The 22,108-nt window shown below is 44.1% G+C and carries 12 protein-coding genes; 3 read left to right on the top strand and 9 right to left on the bottom strand.

What is annotated here, in order from left to right; translation table 11 throughout:
• Positions 1–12: 12 nt before the first annotated feature.
• The 8 genes from FXV77_RS01970 to FXV77_RS01935 all read right to left on the bottom strand — a co-directional run bounded on the left by FXV77_RS01970 (position 13) and on the right by FXV77_RS01935 (position 18,247).
• Positions 13–1,440, bottom strand: a complete 1,428-nt coding sequence (locus FXV77_RS01970; RefSeq protein WP_148917536.1) for a Gfo/Idh/MocA family protein — start codon at positions 1,438–1,440, stop codon at positions 13–15.
• 20 nt (positions 1,441–1,460) lie between these two features.
• Complete coding sequence (locus FXV77_RS01965) at positions 1,461–3,455, bottom strand: alpha/beta hydrolase family protein (protein WP_187443975.1); 1,995 nt, start codon at positions 3,453–3,455, stop codon at positions 1,461–1,463.
• 44 nt (positions 3,456–3,499) lie between these two features.
• A complete protein-coding gene (locus FXV77_RS01960; protein ID WP_148917534.1) occupies positions 3,500–5,041 on the bottom strand; it encodes a SusD/RagB family nutrient-binding outer membrane lipoprotein in 1,542 nt (513 codons plus the stop codon).
• 13 nt (positions 5,042–5,054) lie between these two features.
• A complete protein-coding gene (locus FXV77_RS01955; protein ID WP_148917533.1) occupies positions 5,055–8,138 on the bottom strand; it encodes a SusC/RagA family TonB-linked outer membrane protein in 3,084 nt (1,027 codons plus the stop codon).
• A gap of 207 nt (positions 8,139–8,345) precedes the next feature.
• Positions 8,346–10,394 carry a glycoside hydrolase family 16 protein gene (locus FXV77_RS22295; RefSeq protein ID WP_148917532.1) on the bottom strand — a complete coding sequence of 683 codons (2,049 nt, stop codon included), beginning with the start codon at positions 10,392–10,394 and terminating at the stop codon, positions 8,346–8,348.
• A 22-nt stretch (positions 10,395–10,416) separates the two neighbouring features.
• Positions 10,417–11,967 (bottom strand): RagB/SusD family nutrient uptake outer membrane protein, encoded by a 1,551-nt coding sequence (locus FXV77_RS01945; protein WP_148917531.1) that lies wholly within the window; start codon positions 11,965–11,967, stop codon positions 10,417–10,419.
• A gap of 25 nt (positions 11,968–11,992) precedes the next feature.
• Positions 11,993–15,052, bottom strand: coding sequence for a SusC/RagA family TonB-linked outer membrane protein (locus FXV77_RS01940; RefSeq protein ID WP_148917530.1), 3,060 nt, complete (start codon positions 15,050–15,052; stop codon positions 11,993–11,995).
• Between the two features lie 288 nt (positions 15,053–15,340).
• Positions 15,341–18,247, bottom strand: coding sequence for a two-component regulator propeller domain-containing protein (locus FXV77_RS01935; RefSeq protein ID WP_148917529.1), 2,907 nt, complete (start codon positions 18,245–18,247; stop codon positions 15,341–15,343).
• A gap of 133 nt (positions 18,248–18,380) precedes the next feature.
• On the opposite strand from FXV77_RS01935, the gene FXV77_RS01930 reads away from it, so the two are divergent.
• Positions 18,381–19,445, top strand: coding sequence for an Mrp/NBP35 family ATP-binding protein (locus FXV77_RS01930; RefSeq protein ID WP_148917528.1), 1,065 nt, complete (start codon positions 18,381–18,383; stop codon positions 19,443–19,445).
• Between the two features lie 7 nt (positions 19,446–19,452).
• Here the strand turns inward: FXV77_RS01930 and glk are convergent, their stop codons facing one another.
• Entirely contained in the window at positions 19,453–20,496 is a 1,044-nt protein-coding gene (gene glk, locus FXV77_RS01925) for a glucokinase (protein ID WP_148917527.1), read from the bottom strand.
• Between the two features lie 52 nt (positions 20,497–20,548).
• Between glk and FXV77_RS01920 the strand changes: the two genes are divergently transcribed.
• Both FXV77_RS01920 and FXV77_RS01915 read left to right on the top strand, forming a co-directional pair.
• Positions 20,549–21,214 (top strand): hypothetical protein, encoded by a 666-nt coding sequence (locus FXV77_RS01920; protein WP_148917526.1) that lies wholly within the window; start codon positions 20,549–20,551, stop codon positions 21,212–21,214.
• A gap of 523 nt (positions 21,215–21,737) precedes the next feature.
• Positions 21,738–21,923, top strand: a complete 186-nt coding sequence (locus tag FXV77_RS01915; RefSeq protein WP_148917525.1) for a hypothetical protein — start codon at positions 21,738–21,740, stop codon at positions 21,921–21,923.
• The last annotated feature ends 185 nt before the right edge of the window (positions 21,924–22,108 follow it).

Raw genomic sequence — 22,108 nt, 5'->3', positions numbered from 1 at the left:
TATTAAATTTTATCAACCCTTTATAACATTTGTATTTCCACCCGATTCCAGGTGTATCTCATGCAATTTGTTTTCTTTCCATCTTCCCATCGTAAAGTCTGGGATGGCAATAGGTTGTGACCCATTGGCTACCGACCACTCGCTGAGCGGGCCTACGATACTCCACGCTGCCGCATCATATACGTCCATATCCACCGGCAACCCGTTCCGCAGACAGTCGATCAACCGCCAATCCATCATAAAGTCCATACCACCGTGCCCACCGACGCTTTTCGCCAATTCGCCAATATGCTTGACGATTCCCGGCGTATATTTGCTTTCTAACTGTTCCATTTCTGCTTTGTCCAAAAAATCGTCGTGACCGACCGCTATTTTTCCGGGCAGTGGATATTTCTGTGCAAAAGCCTTTGTCCCGCTTATCAGATGTAATCTGGAATAGGGCCTAGGCGTGCTGACATCATGCTGTAACATAATCGTGCTACCGCTGTTTGTCATGATACTGGAAACGTTCATGTTTCCGCGCATCGGCTTGTCGGTATACGCCTCAAAACGCTTGTCTGTCCGACCGAGTTCCTTTGCTTTTGCCTGGAGTGAAAAATCTGCGGATGCCATCGAAGTCATATATTCCAATTTATTTCCTCTATTTACATTTAATATCTGGCAAACCGGCCCCAGTCCATGTGTAGGATAAAGGTTACCGTTACGGGCAGCATTTTCCTTCAATCGCCAAAAATCATAGCGCTTTTCTTCTTCAAAGAAACTATCCAATATATCATGTATATAGGCCCCTTCACAGTGCACAATATCGCCGAAAAAACCCTGTCTTGCCAGGTTCAGCGTTAGCAGCTCAAAAAAGTCGTAACAACAATTTTCCAGGATTACACAATGTTTCTTTGTTTTCTCCGAGGTCATGACCAGCCGCCAGCAGTCCTCCACCGTTGTCGCCGCTGGAATCTCCAAAGCCACATGCTTACCATGCTCCATCGCATAGATAGCCATCTCCGCATGCGTTGCCCAATGCGTAGCGATATAGATCAGATCAATGTCCTCCCGCTCACACATCTTTTTCCAGATTTCCTCATCTCCAGCGTAGATCCTTGCTTCATGTCCAGAAGAGGTTATCCTTCCTTTCGCCGCTGTTGCTTTCTCTTCTCTAACGTCACAGATTCCCTGGATCGCAACGCCCTCTATTCTGCTCATCCGTTCTACCGCCGCCGATCCCCGATTACCAACCCCGATGAAGCCCAGCCGGACGGTTTCCAAAGCCGGTGCAGCATAGCCCGACATATTGAATATAGGCTGATATGATTTTTCAACCTGCTTGACGATATGATCCAATTCGGTTGACGCCTTCTTTTCACTGGAAGGTTTACACCCTGCCAGCCAGCCCATCCCAGCCAACCCCGACAATTTCAAGAATGATCTTCTGTTTGTTGTCATATGTTTTATATATTGATGTGTTAAAGTTGTTGTTCTGTGTTAAAATGAATTTTACTTGTATTCCCAAGCTTTGCCCTCATTTGCTCCATTTTTTTAGCAAACTCCATCATGTTTGACTTCTCAACCTTCCTCCCCGACATTCCCGTAGCATTCGCTATCGTGACTTCTGCAGGACTAAGACCGACTAAACCTGTAATGTCGCCCCAAGGAATAATCCCAGGTACATGCACCGCCATGTTTACGCCATTTTCATCCCTATTCGTGTCATAGTCCGGCACATAACTTACGGGCATATCCGTTAATAAAAAGGGCGCATGGTATTGATTCAGTACGCTATAAATTAGACCAGCTATAGCGGTTTCTCTATCGGCAACGACGCGAATCTCTCGATCAGGGAATCGTTCTTTCAAAAATGTCATGACCAACCCTATTTCGGAGGCCCAGGTAGCCATCATACTTTCTCCCATCCATAACAGCGATCTCGATAGCGTGTGGAAACGAGGTAAACGCCCGTCGATAGCGTCGCCTTGTTTTGAGCTTCGCTCCCCCAATCCAAATAAATCCACCATCACGATACCATCCCCATTGGCACACCATCTTACAACACTGTCTACTGCAATAGAAGCCACGCCTTTCGAAGGGAATACAACATGCAATGTTTTCTTTCCAACTGGGGCGTCTTTCATCAAAAGCGGAATAAGTCTCTGATCGGTTGACGTCAGAACGATACGGTCATAATCCGATTGCATGGGAAGTTTTTCAACGCGTTGGACAGCTAATTCCTGATAATTTAACAAGAGATTTTTTAGTTCTCGGATTTTTGCATCACGGTTGATGGTATTTGCTTCCGATAGGGCTTCTTGCATACGTTTCTCCCGTGCGCTTACGTAGGAGACCGTCGTGGTAATTTTATCTTTAAGCTCTGGGGAGACTCCTACCGTCAGTGCCTTTTCATCTAGTGGATAAAAAGTCATATCAGTGGAATCCGTCGCTTCTTCCTTCAAATATTGATTAAACCAATGCAGCATGCTAAGTTGCATCTCTTTTGTGTAATCATGCTTTTCATCAAACAACTCATATACAAAATGATCACTACACGCCATTGCATTATAGCGCTTTTTGGCTTTATCATAGGTCTTTAGCATCTCCTGCACATTAAAGGCCGCATTTCCATCTTGTAGTGCCGTGACTATTTTGACAGCTCGCGGTGCTATCGATGCCATGATATCAGCTTTCTCCATGCTGACAAGGCCGCTAGGATGAAGTTCACACACGCAATTGCTGTTCATGATATAAGACTCAAACGTCCCCACGCTTACTACAGGGACTGCCGCTTTTATCCGTTCATCCAGTGCGGTCAACCACCAAGTTTGGTTTCCACCACCGCTCGCGCCCGTTGCACCAATTCTATTGGGATCAACATAGGGAAGCGATTGCAATAAATCGATTGCCCTTTGGTTATCGATCAACTGCATCCCCATCAATGGGATACCTGCATCCAAAAGTGATGATCCAAGACTTGCGCCATGATATTCATGTGTGTGATTAGATCCCCTTTCTCCTGCTCCCCAAGCATCCATATTTAAACATACATAACCATTTCGGGCCAACAGTTGTGCTGTTTGTTGCACAATTTGCCCTCTTTTTGCATCGGGCCAATGACCGTGACTATTAATGACGGCGGGAAAAGGCCCCTTGCCTTTCGGCACATATAGGTTTGCCGGCACGTATACGCCCAGTTGGCTTTGAAACAATATATTATGCACGACCAAATCATCAAACTCCATGGTTTTGACAATTTGCATATCCAGATCGCCGAAACGAGTAGCATCCAAATGCAGATTTTTTCGAATCCAGGCTGGTATATCGGGCTGTTGCTCTCCGCTAGTACACCTCGCTATTGCTACATCTCGAACTTTCTCTCTAACCCAGCTTCCCGTTCCATCCAACGCTATCGGAATCCCTAACACCTTTGGCAACGGGTTAACTTGCTGTGCATGAGCTGATCCTGTCATAAATAGGCAGAGAATGATGATAACAGTAAAATAGGTATAATACATTAATCGATATCCCACCATAACGTTGTTGCCGCGTTGTCCGGTCCTCCCAACAAAGCACGACCTTTCGTTAATTCTTCCAAATTATTTGTTTCTTCTGTCAAAGGATAAGGCATCCTCTTAATAAAGGTTCCCCCCGACAAATCTGGATTTTCCGATTGTATTAAATTATACATTTCAGGGAAACCCGAACGTCTAAATTCTGCCCAGGCCTCCATCCCATCCGGAAATATCGCCAACCATTTCTGCACACCGATCTGCTCCCGTTGCGCTGTTTCTGTCGTAGCCCAAGCGATAGGCGTACCTGCCACCGCCGGAGAATTATGATAATCTCCCGGTGCCACTGGCAACTTCGTTGAAGCCAGATAAGCGGGAGCATCACTGCCCACCCCCCATTGTGCCAAGCTGGTTTTTATCCCCTCTTCGTACAGGCTTTTAGCATCAGCACCCATACTCCACCCATTCAAAGCTCCTTCTGCCCGTAAAAAATAAGATTCCGCTGCACTCATCACGTGCTGGCGTTGTTCCAAATTTCCAGTAATCACGTTACCACTATACGCTACCCAATACGTTCCCACATTCGAGTTGGAAGCGGCTTGATTTCGTGCTACTCCCAAATCTGTGGCTGTGGCACCATTACGCAGACTATTAAATTGTTCGCCATTCAAACTCGGTTGAAAATAAATTCCCAGACGAGGGTCTTCATAACCTTTGAGATAAGATGCAATCGTCGAACTCATGGCAAATTCATTCCACTCGGCGACTTGCGCCAAACCGTTCGTATCATTTCCGTCCAGGGATTTGAGCAATAAAGCATTTTGTCCGTTTTCCTCCATCACACCGGACGCAACGGCCGCTTCTGCTTCTGTCCTTGCTCTCGTAGGATCGACTTTCGAAATCCGCAAAGCCAGCCTCAAACGAAGAGAATTAGCAAACCGTATCCAGTTATCGATATTTCCATCGTACATTAAATCATATCCTTCATATACTTTCGTTCCCGTGGGGAGTGCTTTTAAAGCATCCACCGCTTTTGCTAACCGAACAAAGAAATCGTCATAGATTTTATCCATCGGATCATAAGGGATGACATCTTTAGGTTCTGCGGCGTCAAAATAGGGAATGGGACCAAACTGATCGGTCAAACGATGAAAGGCATACACCCAAACGATATTGGCTAAAGCACTTTCTCCGCTATCTTCCTCCACATTATCCAGAATACTTTTCAGCTGCGGTGCGGTATCTACATATACAACTGACCAGAATCGCCGCTGCCAATCCGGAGTCAACGCATATCTATCTGTTCTAAACGAGGTTGTTGTCAATGCGAAATATTGTGCATAAAGATCCGGCCCTAGATTTTGCACGGTTTGATAAAATGATCGGTTCATCGCCGAGGAAGATTGCGCTTTTGCAAACATAAACGGTCTTTCCTGCGCCCCGACTTCTGTCAGGTTATCAGGATCCGTGTTGAACTTTTCGAAATCTTTTGTACACGACATTAACCCTACAACAATAACAGCGCTATATATCAATGATCTTTTCATGTTTTCTGAAATTTTAAAATGTAACCTTTACGTTCAAACCATATGTGCGCACTGTTGGTGGCAATCCAACTTCTACTCCCTGGTAGTTGCCCGCTCCTAAAGCGCCTTCGGGATCTATCGGATTCTTGATTTTACCTAATCCCGGTATATCCATTTTTGATTTCCCCCGATAAAAGAAAAACAGATTCCGTCCTGTTAAGGAAATCTGAGCTGCCTGAATGCCTTTCCAACCTTCCACATTGAACTTGTAGCTCACCGCCAGTTCACGGAAACGGACATTGGACATGTCATACGTAAAAAATTCGCCCCAGGCATTACGCCCATTTTGTGAAACCGTTGTCCAAAACTGTTGCGCAGTTATCGGTGTACTATTTGCTGTACCATCTTCATGCACCCCGGGTATGACCCAATCGCCCTCCCGATGATCTTCTGTAAAATCGGCCACACCAAATGCAGCCAGATAGGCCGCCGTTCCGGATACAATTTCACCTCCTATACGCGCGTCGATAAGGGTATGTAAGGATACATTTCCATAGGTAAACGTATTAGACCAGCCCAATAGCGCTTTCGGATTAAAGTTCCCCAGTTTTTGATTCGATTCCACTACAGGTAGTCCATTTGCATCCACGACATACTGCCCGCCGGCATCTTTTTTCCACACATGTCCATAGAGATCTCCATATTTCCCTCCTTCATTGACAACCACCGTTGCATAATTGGTACTCTCGGTTACATTAGCACGTTTCGTTTTCTCATGTAATTCTACAATCGTGTTTGTATTGGTAGCGAAGTTCACACCGGTATTCCAACTGAACTGGTCATTCCTTACCGGAATAGCCGTCAATTGAAGTTCAAACCCTTTATTCTCAATCTTTCCGGCATTGATATATTCCCGGCTAAACCCACTAGCCATCGGTAACGTTAAGTACATCAACTGATTAATCGTATTGCTTTTGTAATAGGTTGCATCGAATGTCAACCGATCATTAAAAAATCGCATATCCAAGCCGGCTTCAAATGATTTCGTTCGCTCAGGTTCTAGGTCCGGGATGGCTTTTGTCGCATTACGTGACACAAACCCCTGACCTGCCCCTAAGCCAAATTGGTAAAGTTGATCTAATAAAAATGGTTCTGCATCATTACCCACCTCTGTATAAGACGCTCTCGCTTTACCGAAGGTTACCCAATTGGGCATATTCAACCATTCGTTGAACACCACCGACAGCCCCACGGAGGGATAGAAAAAGCCATGCGGCGAGGGCAGGGTAGATGACCAGTCATTTCGTGCTGTCAAATCCAGGAAGATGTTATTATAAAATCCAAGCTGGGTACTGGCATAGACAGAATTTAGCTGCCGTTCATAACGCTTCACATCCTTAAATTCTGGTGTAGTGGCCATTATAAAGGAAAAATTATTGGGTATCGATAGCCCGTTCGCCATATTTTGAAAGGTATCATATTTTCTTTTCAAAAAGCTCGTCCCCACATTGTAGTTCAGTTGGATATTGTCACTTAGTTTATTTTTTCCATTCAACAAGAAATCAAAGTTTTGTTCCGAATATTCGGTATGGGTTTCATAATATTTACCGCCATAGCGAACATCCCCTAAAGAAACCGTACTGTGATAAAAAGAGCCATCTACAACATCTTTATACTTGTCAAAAGAATAACGACCTAAAACATCAAGCCAATCGGTAAGTTGATAGGATACCGAACCCAAGGCGGTTATTCTGTCACGCGCCTGGTTTACGGATGTGCGATTCAAACTCCAGTAAGGATTATCGTACAACGTGGAACCGGACCAATATTTACGTAGCGGTTTTCCATCCGCAGGGTCGATCGTCTCAAAGTCTCTCAATTCCGCCTCGTCCATATCTCTTGGCATGATATAAGCCTCTACGGGAATACCCATATCTCCCAGCCGAGGTCGATTATCCACCTGTTGGTTCACATAATTCAACTTTACATCCGTTTTTAATCCGGGAATGAGCTCCGTATTTAACCGCAGATTCAAACTATTCCGTTTGAGATCATTGCCTTGAAAAATACCCCCTATCTTATTATTGGAATAGGACATATAGCCCTGTACTTTTTCGGTTCCGCCATAGGTACTTATACTGTTATTGAACGTCGAGGAGTTTCGGAAAAAATCACGCACGTTATTGCTATAAGTTGTACCCGGCTCTCCCCAGCTTTCTCCCACATTGGTTCCCGCTACACCGCCATTTCCCCGACCATAAGTGTTTTGGAAATCGGTCAGCATATTCACTTGATCAATAGCCGCGCTACCATTATAGTCAATACTATAACGACCTTCGCGACCTTGCTTTGTTGTGATGACAATAGCACCATTTGCTGCACGGGTTCCATACAATGCTGCCGCGGAAGGACCTTTTAGAATATTGATGGATTCAATGTCGTCCGGGTTGATATTTGCGGCACCATCACCTGTACCGTAATTAGGCGTTGTACCGGTAGCCTGTGTTCCCGGTGTATTATCGTAGGGAACCCCATCGACAACGACCAATGCGTTGTTATTGCCTGAAATAGATTTATTACCCCTCAACACCACACGTGCCGCCGCACCGGGACCTGACGAACTCGTGGTAACGACCGCTCCTGCAACTTTACCAGTCAAGCTGCTCATAATATTACCACTATTATCGCGCGCGTCATTTACTGACTCTGCAGATATTTGCTGTGTAGCATACGTTAGTCCTCTTGTTTCCCGCTTGATCCCTAAGGCCGTCACAACGACTTCACCGATAGTTTGTTCATCCGGTTCCAAGATAATCTCGACATTACTTTCGTTCCCCACAACGGTTGTTTGTGCCACATAGCCCAATAATGTCACTTGAAGACGATCTCCGGTGGATGCCTCCAGATTAGCAATTCCGGTTTCGTTCGTTGCCGTGGATAGTTTGGTTGTTAGATTAACCACTGTAGCACCCGGTAAGGGAGCGTGACTACGTCCGTCTTTTACAGTGATTACCTTTGAGATTGCCTGTTGCGCCCAGACCCCCGTTGTCCCGAGACATAAGTAAATAAACACTATTCCACATAGAAATCTTTGTTTGAGGTTATTTTTGCTTGTCATAATAGTGTGGTTTATTTATTTTGACTTTGTGTGTATTATCAAAACTTCACAACCCAAAGAAATAGTATATACGCTTATATTCCAACTATTTCAGCAACTAAAATACCGGTAGCGTTATCGGAAATGTATAACGAACAGGACAAAAAAAGCCCCTTTTTCTCACTTGAAAAAGGGGCAAAAAAATTTACTAAAAATCGACCGGTATCCTTACGGATTTAACAAATCATAAACGCGTACATAATCTATTTGTAGTTGTGCGGGGAAGGCTTCCTCATCTATTCCCTGCTGCCCGCCCCAATCTCCACCGACGGCAAGGTTCAACAACCAGTGAAACTTCTGATCAAAAGGCCAGACTTTATATCCTGCGCCTTCATTCGGAAAGTTGAACAATTGGACATCATCTACAAAGCCTCGGATATATTGAGGTGTCCAGTCCACGCGAAAGGTGTGAAATTCGGTGGTTGCATTTTCTATTTTCTTAAAAGCGGTTTTCTGTGTCCCGATGGAATGATTGTAGTCTTCGGTATGTACGCTGATATGGACCATATCTTGATCATATCCTACATGTTCCAGAATATCAATCTCTCCCGATGCTGGCCAGTCTCCATAAGCCCAGTCGCTAGGTAACATCCAAGCGGCGGGCCAGGTTCCTCGACCTTGCGGCACTTTGGCTTTCACTTCAAACCGGCCATAGAGAAAATCGCCCTTACCTTTGCTGATCAAGCGTGTGGACGTATATTCGCTACCTTCGTGCGTTTCTTTACGGGCAGTAATCGTCAGCAGGCCGTCAGCCACCTGTACGTTTTCGGGTCGCGCTTCCCTATAATATTGTAATTCATTATTACCCCAACCACTGCCTCCTATATCGTAGCTCCATTTTTCGGTATCAGGAAGTCCTTCATATTCAAACTCGTCTGCCCATACTGGATTTTCTGTAAAGCGGTATGTCGTTGTAGAGAATGTATCTATAGCGGATTCGACATAGAAAGGGATATTGGCCGTTGCCACATTATTGTTGCCATCGGTCACATATACAAAAAGGCGATAGGCTCCTTTTTGCTTAGGGGCTGTCAATTGTGCTTGCATCGTATTTTCCACTTTCACCAAACCTGGAAGTGTAGTCGGGCGCTCTTCACGATCCCCTCCTTCTTTCAAATCCGTGCTTTCTTCCAAAAGTTCCCAACGTGTCACAAGTTGATCATCTTCTGGATCGGTTGCGGTAACGAAGATAGCGTAGCTTTCGTTAGGTTCAACGACGGGAAAATCTGATGCTTGCTTACCATCTAATGTCAATTCTTCCAAAAGGGGAGCTCTGTTTTCAGGCCATTTACCCGACCAAAGGTACTGCATCACATCGACGACTTCATTCTCCTCGCCATCTTCCGTAAAAAGCCCATACCAAGTGGGGGTTCGTTCCTGTTTTTGTCCCCAGAGAAAGACATAAGAACCTAAGCAATATTTGTCATTCGCGATGGAAGCCTGATAACGCTTTTTGTATACCATTGCTTTCTCTCTACTTGTTTCCTCTATCGGTGCCCCCCAGGGTGTCGAAACAACTTCCCAATGTCCGGTAGGTCCCCATTCCGTAACGATATATGCTTTGTTCCATCCAGCATCTTTGATCTGTTGGGGGACAGAAGCAAGACCACCGTATACCTGTACGGCAATCAAATCCAGTGCTGGGCATCGTTCCTTAATGTAATCGATTTCCTTTTTATTAACGCCGGCTAACATGGTTGTCACCAAGTGATTTCCATCCATTTGATGAATCATGTTCGCGATGTCGTTGACCGCATCCCAAACTTTCGGATTGGTATAGTGCAAGTTCAGTTCATTGCCAATACCCCAAGCCAGAAGTGCAGGATGATCCTTATACCTCAAGATGACTTCACGTGTTGCTTCCAATTGTTTCGCCACGGCTTCCACATTATTATAATCAAACCCGTGGCGTTCCGTTTGTATGGAAAGTCCTAATGTGACAGTCAGTCCTAAATCATATGCCTCATCAAGAATTCGACCCGCATCGTGGGGACTCCACGTCCTTATAGAATTTCCGCCGTAAGCCTTTAATTGCTCCAAATACTGACTCCCACCCGCACCCTTTATAAAGTAGGGCTTTCCTCCTCTCATTAGAGTATAGTTTCCCTTGTCTTGTACAATCGTCGTCTTGATAGGTTTATTTTTCTGTGCGGAAACCATCGGAATTTCCAGAAAAAAAGGTAATATCACATATAATAATATTCTGAATAGCATCATGAGGCATCTAGATTTAAACGTTTTATCTTAAATTAGGATTAGCATCTATCTGTGTCTGCGGAATAGGAATAAATTCGCTTTGACCGGGAACAAATTTAGATCCGAACACCTCCGTAGCTTTACCGGTACGCACCAAATCATTGAAACGCTCGCCCCACCATTCGCAGGCAAATTCTGCTCGTCTTTCGTCAATAATCTGATCGATTGTCACATTGGAAATAGGTGTTAACTTAGCACGCTCACGAATCAGGCGAAAAGGTTCATCACCATTCTGTCCCTTCCGCACTTTTGCTTCCGCATTCAATAACAGCACATCAGCATAGCGCAGGATACGTACATTATTGTTCGCCCCATATTCCATACGGCCGGCTGTCATTTGGGATTTCGGCAGGTACGCCTTTCCATTAAAATATTTTACGCCAAACTCATTACCATACACCTGATCTCCGCTTGGTGTAGTGACAAAAGTAGCAGGATTTCCATCCTCACCGCAATACTGAATGGTTGCTTTCAACCGTTCCGCATCACCTCGAGCAGTCAAGAAATCCACTATGTCCTGTGAAGGAGGCACCCACCCAGCACCGGAAATTGGGCTGCCTTTCTGGTCTCCCGGAGGGCCCTGCCATCTGAAAAACGTTCCCCAATCTACCCCTGGACGTACAATATCACCTGTTCCGAGCCCGAAGTCAGAGTATTGTAGCTCAAACAAAGATTCATCGGCCAGTTTACCTGGAATCTTAAACAAATCGTAGAGATCTGCATGCAGCGAAAATTTATTACTGCTGATAATCTGGTTCGTCGCATCAAGCACGTCATCCCAATAGGAGCTGCTGTTATCATTCCCTGCCAAGTCAGCAGCCGCCTTCGCTTTGAGCAGTAACGCCGAATAGCGCGTAACGGCACCGATGTGTTCCGATTGGTTTGGACGGGCATCTTCCAAATCTGGCACACATGCATTCATTTCAGCAATGATAAACTCCCGAACGGCATCCTTTGTACTTTTATTGATGGTCGCCAAACTGCCGATATCTTCACTATCAATCAAAATAGGTACATCGCCAAAAAGACGGGAAGCCATCAGGTGAGCGTAGGCTCTCAAGAAACGGACTTCGGCTTTATACTGTCTATTTAGAGCCATATCCCCGGCATTTCCCTCCGGAATATGCTCCGCAAACTGATCCAGTTCAACCAAAGCGTTATTGGCTGCAATAACCAACCCGTAGTAGCTATTCCAGGATTGGTTTAGTCCCCAGTAGGATTGTACAGTCACATCACGCTGAAAATTTTTGATCGCCATGAGCTCCGGGTTGTCATTTGGAGTTGGGGCTCCCTGCTGAAAGTCGTCGTCCCGCACACAACGTATAGAAAGATCTATCCAATGGACAAGATTATCGTCTGCTGCCGAACGGTACACGCCTGAGACAGGAGCGTACATCTGCGAAGTGTTCGCATAGTCAATTTCTTCCGAACGTTGTTGGTTCTCTAGAGGTTTATCTAGAAATTTGCTGCAGCCGGACAACATAACACTACCGGTTATACAAGCTCCCAACAAGATATATGGTACTATTTTCATGTCTGTATTTTTAATTATTTATAAATTAGAAAGATACATTTACACCTAAGCTATAAGAAGATGCGATTGGATAAACATTGGCATCGAAGCCCATTCCAGCGACTTCCGGGGTAAACCCGTTGTACTTGGTAAAGATAAAGGGCCGGTCTGCCGTCACATATATCCGGGCAGGGATACCTTTTGCCAAATCCACATTATATCCTACCTGCATATTCTGTATGCGCAGATATGCGCCACTTTCCACAAAGAAAGAGCTCGCCTGCAAGTTCCACGGTGCTACCGAACCTGCTGCCGAAGGAGAAGAATTGCTTGTTCCCTCACCCGTCCACAAATCATTGATAAAGGCAGCATCCGCGTTCATCTGGCTATATTTCCGGCGCATGGCCCTGTTCAGGTTATGGATTTTATTACCGGCCACGCCTTGAAATGCAATACTGAAATCGAACTTTTTATAATCCAATGCAATGTTGAAGCCATAGGTCAATTTTGGTAAATAGTTTCCTAAGTTCACACGGTCTTCTTCATCTAGCTGACCATTTTGATTCTGATCCTTATATTTCAGATAACCCGGCAGAATGGGATTATCCGGATTTTGCGTGTTGTATGTCTTTGCTATCGGATCTGCTTCAATCTGCGCTTGGTTTTGATAAACGCCCTCTACCTCATAACCATAGTAGAAATTAATCGGTTGGTTGAGCTCAATACGTGAAGGAAATTCAGCCGACCATTCCGGAAAGCCGTTTAAGATGCTCTCCAGCCCACCGAGGTCGTTAACCCGATTTTTCAACGTGGTTAAATTTCCGCCTATAGCATAGCCGAAATCACCCTTTCGATCTTTCCATTGCAAGCCGATTTCCCATCCGCTGTTGGTCACACTTCCCCAGTTGCCGTATACGCGATCCCAAGAGAAAGGAATCGGGCGGTCGAATGCTAAATCATTTGTTTTCCGGTGATAGTAATCCACCGTTCCGCTCAGACGGTTGTTCAATAACGCAAAATCCAATCCTCCGTCCCATTCTTCTACCACTTCCCATCTTACATGCGTAAAGAATTTACTGATACGATATCCTGGAATACGACTACCGTCTGTGGTGCCTATACTTCCAAATATCCCCGAATAGTTATTTCCTGAATAGACCGTTGCATATCCGGCATTTGGCTGAATACCATCATTACCCAATTTACCCCAGCTACCGCGAATTTTCAGTTGATTGAAAAGCGTTTGGTCCTCCATGAATTTTTCCCGACTCAATACCCAACCCAAGCCTACAGAAGGGAAATAGCCCCATTTCGTTTGATACTTCGAGCTTCCATCAGCACGGAAGGTAGCTGTCAGCAAATATTTATTGTCATAGTCATATGTACCACGCGTAAAGTAAGAAATTCCTGCGTTCCGAAAGCCATCCTCGCCATAGCCGGTCGCAGAAGCCGTACCCTGTGCCCCTACGCCAATATACCAGAACTCTTCGGATTCAGGAACATCATTAGCCTGTACCCAGGTTTCCCGCCAACGATCCTCCCGTGTCGACTGTCCCAAAAGCACTGACCAATGGTGCTTATCCTTACCATCTTTATAGGTCAGCAAATTATCGAAGATGAAGTTTGTATTACGTGCCTGAGCGGATCGCAGAAAAGAGTTATTGTTACGCTGGTCGTTGTCAATATAATATACTGGCTGATACTCGATGTTGTGCGTAGATTGATAACGTTGGCTCCATTGGGTCCGAAAAGTTAACTTATCCTTCCACAATTGAATTTCCGCATATGCACTTGGCAATATCTGGAAACCTTTCGTCTGGTTGTTGTTATAAAAAGCTGTCGCAATGGGGTTTGCAAACCAAAAGCTGGAAGGCATACCAATCGCTGTGCTCGATCCAAATTTCTCAGGTTGGGCCAGTTCTAATGATGGATCATAAACCGGGTAAAGTGGTGAGGCAAAATAAGCCTGGCGAAAAGCCGCATTATTCGGCGAATAATTCCGGAAATTATTGAAATGTGCCGTAAAACCAAGTTTCAGCCAATCCGTCACACGTGCCTCGGTCTGCATCCGAATATTGTACTTACGATGATCGTTTTTAGCGTCCATAATCCCATCCTGATCAAGATAGTTCACCCCGAATGTGTACGTAATTTTTTCGGCACCACCTTGTATATCAAGGTTATGATTAGTCAGTAAAGCCCTAGAACGTAACAATTCTTGGTACCAGTCGGTATCCATATCTGGATTTTCAGCTGTACCACCAAATTTCGTTACCGAATTGTTCACAAAAGTTTCGTTGCCGGTTGCAATAGCATAAGCAGCATGTTCTTGTGCATTAGCCATCTTCAGCACATTGGTCGGCGATTGGAACCCTACATAGCCGTTATATGTTACCCGCGGTTTCATATTCAACGTCCCTTTCTTAGTGGTTACCAAAACCACACCGTTCGCCGCACGCACACCATATATAGCTGCACCGGACGCATCTTTCAACACAGACATTTCGGCAATATCGTTCGGATTTAAGAAATCTATATTATCCATAAACATCCCGTCTACTACGTAAAGTGGACTTTCATTATTGAACGATCCTACCCCCCTTATCCGTACAGTAGGCGATGTCCCCGGTGTACCGGAACTGACTACCTGCACCCCCGTCACGGCACCCTGCAGTGCCTCCATCGGACTTGATACTGTACGTTTGCCCATTTCTTCCATATCCACGGTGGCAATAGGTGCCGTCAAATCGCCTTTACGTTGCGTACCATATCCCACGACAATGACTTCTTCCAGCTCGTCCGAGCCTTCCTGTAGCTGAATATCGTATACGCCGGCCTCTGATACCACAATCTCGGCAGTCAACATGCCCAGCTGCGTGAATATTAACGTCGTCCTATTCCCATCTATCTCCAAGGCATACTGCCCAGATTGATCTGTACTCGTTGCTTTGTTACTACCTTGTACAGTTACCGTAACACCTGCTAAGGGTTCTTGATTAACGGCGGACGTAACCCGTCCCCGTACGTGCATTGTCTGTGCTGCAAGTTCCGTAGCCGAAAAGCAAATACACAGCAATATGCATGCATGTAAAATTCTAATCCTCATAAGTTGAATTTGTTTAACATGGTTTATAAATTTTAGTTCGCTGTTGTTCTCCCTAGTGAGGAGAACGATGACTCAAAAGTAAGCTTCAAGTTGGAAAAGTATATTTTTTTCGAGACTACAATTACCACTACAATAATCATTTGAAGCCGAAAAAAGCATCAAAATGCCCCTACAATAAGCCTACAAAAAAAACACAAAACACTGATTATCAAAACAATCGACCTAACATCTATATTCTTGGATCTTCTCTATCGATTGGCTAGTTTGTTTTTTTTAAGCACTCGGAGACTATGATTCAGCAACAGTATACCGCATCAAATAATCATAAAGATTTACTTCTGAATCGATTTTTAGTTTCTTCCGCAAGCGATAACGGCTTACTTCAACAGCTTTGACGGTGACATGCATTAGTTGCGCAATTTCTTTGGAGAGCAGATTCATCCGCAATAGGGCACATAACTTCAATTCATTTGCCGTCAGATCAGGATGTTGCCGCTTAAGCCTTAGAAAAAAATCTTCATTAGCATGATGAATATGTGTGTTAAATTTTTCCCAATCGTCATTTGCTTTTTCTGCCGATCGTAAAAGTCGAATGAGCTGTCTGAAATTTTGTTGAGCATCCTTATCTTCCAAGCGGCTCATTGTTTGCGAAACGTTATCTTTAATCTTACGCAACACCTCACCTCTTTGGATGATATTCATCGTCAAATTTGCCAACTCTTTGTCCTTGAAGCCAAGTTCTGCCTCCAGTTTTTCATTACGGAGTCTGATTACCTCTTTCTCCTTCTTCTCAATCTCTAACTGTCTTACGTGAAGTTCATCCTGATGTCTTTCCTTCAGTTTTTTTCGTTGTATGCTCAGCAGCCAGAAAATAAATACGAGGAGCAATCCACCGTATAACATATAGCTAATCGGGTGTGCATACCACGGCGGTGCTACGCGAAAGGGAAACGTCTTTTCCTCGGATTCGTTACCCATCCCATTCCGCGATTTCACTCTAAAAACATACGCTCCTGCCGGCAAATTTGTATACTCTTTTTCGCTCCTATTGCTCCACGCAGACCACTTTGTTTCCAACCCCTCCAGCATATAGCTGAACTCCACTTGCTCCTGTTGATCATACATCGTGGAACTGAAGTTAAATTGAAGGGAGTTAAAGGCGTAGCGCAGTGTTGTACTAGCGATATCTTGATCCCGATAGCCCCCAAACAATAACTGCTCCTTTTTATCGCTATCAAACGCTTTCACCGCGCGTAGCAGCATATTGGGTTTAGATGAATGCTCCTGATAAGCTTTATTATTAAGTAAAATCCCTCCCTTTTGCCCACTGATAAATACATTTTCAGCGTCGTGTACATAAACCGATTCAAAGCCGCCCAATATTTCTCCGTTCAATTCCGGAAAATAAGAAACGGTATAGGGATATTCTTCTAAAGCACGGGAAAAATCTAATAAGCCTAATCTTTTATTGCTCGCAAACCATACGTTTCCCATCTTATCTTCCGTCATATATTGAATAGGTATATCAACAAGCGCCCGATATTGTTTTGCAGGTATAAAAGTGTCATGTCCGGCATCATATATATATACCCCTTTGGGTGTTGAAACAAGAATATCGTTTCGTATGTAAAAAACATAATTGTGCAATGGAGTGGGTAACCCCTCGGATACACTATATCGCTTATGTTGGATTATTCTCTTAAAGTCTGCGGACAAGGATAACTTAAAAACGCCTCGATAAGGATGTGAAACCCACACGACATGATTTTTATCATCATAATATACAAACCTTAACGATTCGTCGGAACCGTCTATATGACCATTGTCTATAAAATTTTGACCATCGAATAAGAGATGACGTAATCCCAGATAGGAACCAACCACCATATTGCGCGATGGTAAAACCCGCGAAGCCGCTTGGTAAGTCCAAATTCCAGTGGCAGTATGAATAGGCGTTACCCCATGATCACCTACTTCAAAGCTCCCTTCTTCATGTCCGATCAATAGTCGACCATTAACCTCCTGTATTGACCATATCTGCCCATCACTATGGGGCAGCTTTTCAAACCGCGCCTCCGACATCCCGATATCGTCCAAAACATTGCCTTGATACGGGGTTACATACAAACCGTTGGATGTTCCGAGATATAGCTTCTTGTTGAAGATACGAATACTATATGTTCCCAACTTTGTATTTTGGTCGGGATAAATATATTTTATCGCACTGTTGACAGCGATGTAGTCTATCCCATCATCCAAAGCTAGCCATAGATTGCCATTTCTGTCTTTAAATATATCTCGTATATTATTTGTCTGCAAACCCTCTCCATAACTGTATCGCTGAACAATCTCTCCCTTCTTATCCATAATCAACATGCCGCCTGGATACATACTCACTGCAAACAGGTCATTGCCTAAAAATCGGATACTTGAAATTCGGTTTGTCATAAATTGCTCCGCCATAGCCGTCGTTTTCGGAACAAAATTTCCTTTCGTTAAATAAAAAAGACCATCTTTCATCGTCGCAACCAGCAAAGTATCATTCGCGTAAGGTACGATGCCTGTGATGCTCACTCCTTTTTTTAGGGAACTTTCTCCCATGATTGATTTCCAAAATCCATTTTCGTAATGCATAATCCCCTTCTCCATATCCTGTACATACACGCTATCCTCCACGGACGTTATGTACTGCCAACTGCTATGCGATCGATCTACATTAATATTATCTTGATTGTAATGGAAAATATGATGATTAGCTTGAAAAAAGACATGCTCACCGGATATGGCGATATGCCATACATCAGCAAATTTTCTTTCCCCCGCCGGTATCTTATCCACTAGGGAATGGTAAACCAAAGTACGCTTATCATCGGCTTCAAAATAGCCTATTTCATCTTGTCCTCCCACATAAATTCTTTCATTCCCGTCATAACAAACAGAGCGCACAATAGTGGAATTAGGTAACGGGTACACATGCCAATACCGTCCATCAAAAGAAAGGAGCCCCTCATTGTTCCCAAAATACATGATACCCTGCCTATCTTGTGTTATACTCCAGTTTTGGACGCCTCCTTGATACAATTTGCTAGAATAATTTACGATCTGTGGGATCGCAATCGTACGCTGTGCGTAGATTTTTCCACCAAATATTAAAAAGGACAGTGAAAGAAGAAAAATATATTTGCTTATCCTCATATTGCTAGCTTTGATTAGCGCTTATGGACGAAGATAGCAAAATACCCAAAAGAAGACAATTTAGCTTAACAACAAACCTATGACAGGATTGTCTTTTTCAATGTGTAAATTTGTAACGGAACAAATCATTGCCATGATTACAAAAGAACAAGTATTGCACGCATTAAGTCATGTAGAAGAGCCGGATCTCAAAAAAGATCTGGTGACCTTAAACATGATTCAAAATATAGAAATCCTGCCCGATAAGATTAAGTTTGATGTCGTATTGACAACCCCTGCATGCCCGTTAAAGGGACATATCGAGCATGCTTGTCGGAATGCTATCGGTCTTTTTGTAAGCAAAGAGGTAGAAGTAAATATCAATATGACTTCGAGGGTAATGGGCGTAGACGCGGCGCAATTGGATGGTATTAAAAACATTATTCTAGTTTCATCTGGCAAAGGCGGTGTGGGCAAGTCGACCGTCGCGAGTAATCTAGCGTTGGCATTAGCGGAGAGCGGTGCAAAAACCGGTTTATTGGATGCTGATATTTACGGCCCTTCGTTACCACTCATGTTCGGATTAGAAGGCACGCGCCCCGAATCCATTCAAATGAATGGGAAACAGAAAATAGCACCTGTAGAGAAATTTGGATTAAAGTTATTATCTATTGGTTTTTTCACCGACCCCAACCAACCTATCCCTTGGCGTGGACCGATGGCAACATCAGCTATCAAACAGCTTTTTGGCGATGCACATTGGGGTGAATTGGATTATCTGGTTGTCGATATGCCTCCAGGAACCGGCGATATTCATATCACAGTGGCCCAATCTTATCCTATTTCGGGTGCCGTTATCGTGACCACACCCCAACAGGTCGCTTTGGCAGATACGATGAAAGGCATGGCGATGTTCTGCATGGAAGGCATTAATATCCCGATTATTGGCATCGTAGAAAACATGTCCTATTTCACACCTGCCGAGTTACCGGACAACAAGTATTATATTTTTGGTAAAGGTGGGGGAAAACGGCTTGCGGAAGACAACAATGTTCCATTCTTGGGCGAAATACCGCTGGTAAAAGCTGTTGCCGATGCAGGTGACAACGGTTTTCCTATTCTTTTGGATGCGGACGAGCCTGTTGCCACTGCTTATAAAGAAATAGCCGGTCGCGCTGCACAGGAATTAAGCATATTAGCAAATAAAGTCTCCCGCTAGGGAGGGCTTACTTATCTGCACCGAAAGCACCGTAATAACCGGCGCCGATCAATGCGGCTTGGCTATTTAAAATCACACGGATAGATACTTTCTCTAATAGATGCTTCATATGTGCGTTCTGGATAAACTGCTGGCGGAAAAGATCTTTTTTCAGCAATGGAAATATCCTTGGCGGAATCCCTCCTCCTAGCCATAAGCCTCCTACAGCTTTATGTTTCAGCACTAAACTCGCCGACTCACGTGCCATATAGCTTACAAATAAGTCCATAGCTAGACTACAGGTAGCGTCTAGCTCCCGCATAGCAGCATGGCTGATTACTGCCGCCGGATTGTCATTGTTTTTGAAATTCTCCTTTAGCCAAGTAGGTTCTTTATTTCCTTTGACATCCCGAAGGAATTTATATATCCTATATATACCCGGCCCCGATACGACATGTTCCCAACTTATAATTTCGTCTTCCTGTTGTAGATACTTCAATAATTCTACATCGAGTTCTGTACGTGGCGCAAATTCGCTATGTCCACCTTCGGTTGCAAACGGGCGATGATATTCTCCGTCCCAAAATATCCCCGCTTCGCCCAATCCGGTCCCCGGCGCCAATACCACCATATTACCACGGATCGTTTCTGCACTTTCAAATAAGGGTACGGTATCTTCCGCACTTAATCCTACTAAACCATACGCAGTAGCTTCTAAATCATTGATAATAGATACTTTTTCTATATCAAATTCGGTTTTTAACGATGTAGCATCCAATTCCCAGGAAAGATTGGTTAATGTGACCTTATTTTCCAATACTGGTCCAGCCACGCCAATCGACAGTACATCAGGCATACCTTGATTACCCGTTGTCAGAAATTTTTGTAAAATTTCCTCAAACGTACCTAGCGAACGAGACCCGAATGTTTCTTCCCGGATGAGCGAAAGCTTATTGTCGTTCACTTCAAAAACACCAAAACTCGTTTTAGTTCCTCCGATATCGACCGCCAAAATCTTCTTTCCGGTTTGGTCTCCTCCTTCTTTCCGTGGCAAATAAAATCTATATGACATCGTTACTGCAATTGATACGCTATAATACGAATATTTTCAAGAGTATGCAACCGTGTTATCTATCTTATCAAAAACAAGTTTAGTATCCAATTTTCGGCGCGGCAACCCGGACGGAAATGCCACGTCGAAGTACGGAAAAGTGATGTCGACGGACGGAAATGTCATGTCGTTGGGCGGAAGGGTTACGTCGGCGTCCGCCGACATCGTGTCGTTGCCCTACTTGATGAAACTTCCGACCATCTTGTTCGCATCGGTGTACGGGATGACCATTCCGGTGCCCAACATGTATGTATTGCCGTATACCGTGAACGTTTTGATGCACAGAAGTTACTTCCCGGCGTACGGGGATATTCGCAAGAAGGACGAAAGTATCCTATCGATGGATGGAAGAACAGTTTCCCTGCACAGGGAAATAAGCGGAAAGACCGTCTTTATCACCTCCCCGGATGGATTAACGACATCCCCGTACGACGAAATCGTGTCGTTGCCCGGCATACCGTTCAAGTCGTACGACGACATCACGTCGGCGTACGGGAAAACAGCAAAAAGATATTTCTTTGCAATTATGTACATGTACATGCGAATGCCTGCACGGAACATATTTGCTTTGTACAACGTCAGCATCAACATGTCACGTGACTTTACCGCTAAGTACAGGAACATATTCGTTCATGCAAGTGACATCTGGATACCTACAGGATACAATACGCTTATGTAGCCTCCTGTAATCGACCTGTTGGGGGACTGGTTCGCTCTGTCAGGCAACAAGTCGATTTTGTACCGTGTCCATGTCGACTTGTGCAGTATCTTGTTCGTTATGTCACTGTACATAGCCGTTATGTAAATGACCGGCGGGTCTATGTACATGGTCGAGGGGTCTATGTACATGTGCAAAACGACTAAAAAACTAGGTAATACATTTTAATTTGTATATGCTTGCTTATCATGCACTTCAAAAAATAAAAACGTAAGCTTACTAATTGATATTCCAGTGGAAGGTGACAAAATCGCTTCCATATTCAACCTTTCCAATGGTACGCAGATTTATATGAAGCTATTTTATATAAGTTTAGGCAACAGTTTCAACAGCAATGAGATAGCTTGAGCAATTTACTTTACGGCTACAATGACAAAGGGGGATTTGCAACAAGCCGCGGCGGTCAGCCAACGGCATAAGATGCTATGGAAAGACGAAATATTACCCCAATACGAAGCGGAAGAAAAACGGTTTTTAATAAGCCATGCTGATCATATTATTGTTCCTTTTATACTTGCAGTACCGGGTAACTAACCAAGAGCTTTATCAGTCTTTTAAACCGGTTACCGAAGCCATGCCGGAGAAGTATCGGGAGCTAAATTTCATTCAGGGACTGGCGAAGTTGAAGAATGCGAAAAGAGACGGCACTAAATTCGAAGCTACGGAATAAAAATTAAAAGGAGTGTCTCTCGGCGCAAGCCAAGAAGCACTCCTTGCTTATTCGCATCCTTATGCTTACCCTAGACTGAATAAACTATCAGTCCTATCATATATACCCCATGACAAACAGCACATTAATTACATCTTCGTTTATTTCTATTTTTTTCATAGAACTATAAAAACAAAATTCCGGAA

The organism is Sphingobacterium phlebotomi, assembly GCF_008180195.1.
GTDB classification, from domain to species: Bacteria; Bacteroidota; Bacteroidia; order Sphingobacteriales; family Sphingobacteriaceae; genus Sphingobacterium; species Sphingobacterium phlebotomi.
The sequence above is the reverse complement of the archived record's forward strand: the minus strand, read 5'-3'. Positions and strand labels throughout refer to the sequence as shown.

What these genes read in the sequence shown, in the direction of transcription:
- FXV77_RS01915 (WP_148917525.1), top strand. Translation starts at nt 21,738, where the DNA reads ATGCTGATCATATTATTGTTCCTTTTATACTTGCAGTACCGGGTAACT.
- FXV77_RS01960 (WP_148917534.1), bottom strand. Translation starts at nt 5,041, where the DNA reads ATGAAAAGATCATTGATATATAGCGCTGTTATTGTTGTAGGGTTAATG.
- FXV77_RS01935 (WP_148917529.1), bottom strand. Translation starts at nt 18,247, where the DNA reads ATGAGGATAAGCAAATATATTTTTCTTCTTTCACTGTCCTTTTTAATA.
- FXV77_RS01965 (WP_187443975.1), bottom strand. Translation starts at nt 3,455, where the DNA reads ATGACAGGATCAGCTCATGCACAGCAAGTTAACCCGTTGCCAAAGGTG.
- FXV77_RS01930 (WP_148917528.1), top strand. Translation starts at nt 18,381, where the DNA reads ATGATTACAAAAGAACAAGTATTGCACGCATTAAGTCATGTAGAAGAG.
- glk (WP_148917527.1), bottom strand. Translation starts at nt 20,496, where the DNA reads ATGTCATATAGATTTTATTTGCCACGGAAAGAAGGAGGAGACCAAACC.
- FXV77_RS01940 (WP_148917530.1), bottom strand. Translation starts at nt 15,052, where the DNA reads ATGAGGATTAGAATTTTACATGCATGCATATTGCTGTGTATTTGCTTT.
- FXV77_RS01945 (WP_148917531.1), bottom strand. Translation starts at nt 11,967, where the DNA reads ATGAAAATAGTACCATATATCTTGTTGGGAGCTTGTATAACCGGTAGT.
- FXV77_RS01970 (WP_148917536.1), bottom strand. Translation starts at nt 1,440, where the DNA reads ATGACAACAAACAGAAGATCATTCTTGAAATTGTCGGGGTTGGCTGGG.
- FXV77_RS22295 (WP_148917532.1), bottom strand. Translation starts at nt 10,394, where the DNA reads ATGATGCTATTCAGAATATTATTATATGTGATATTACCTTTTTTTCTG.
- FXV77_RS01955 (WP_148917533.1), bottom strand. Translation starts at nt 8,138, where the DNA reads ATGACAAGCAAAAATAACCTCAAACAAAGATTTCTATGTGGAATAGTG.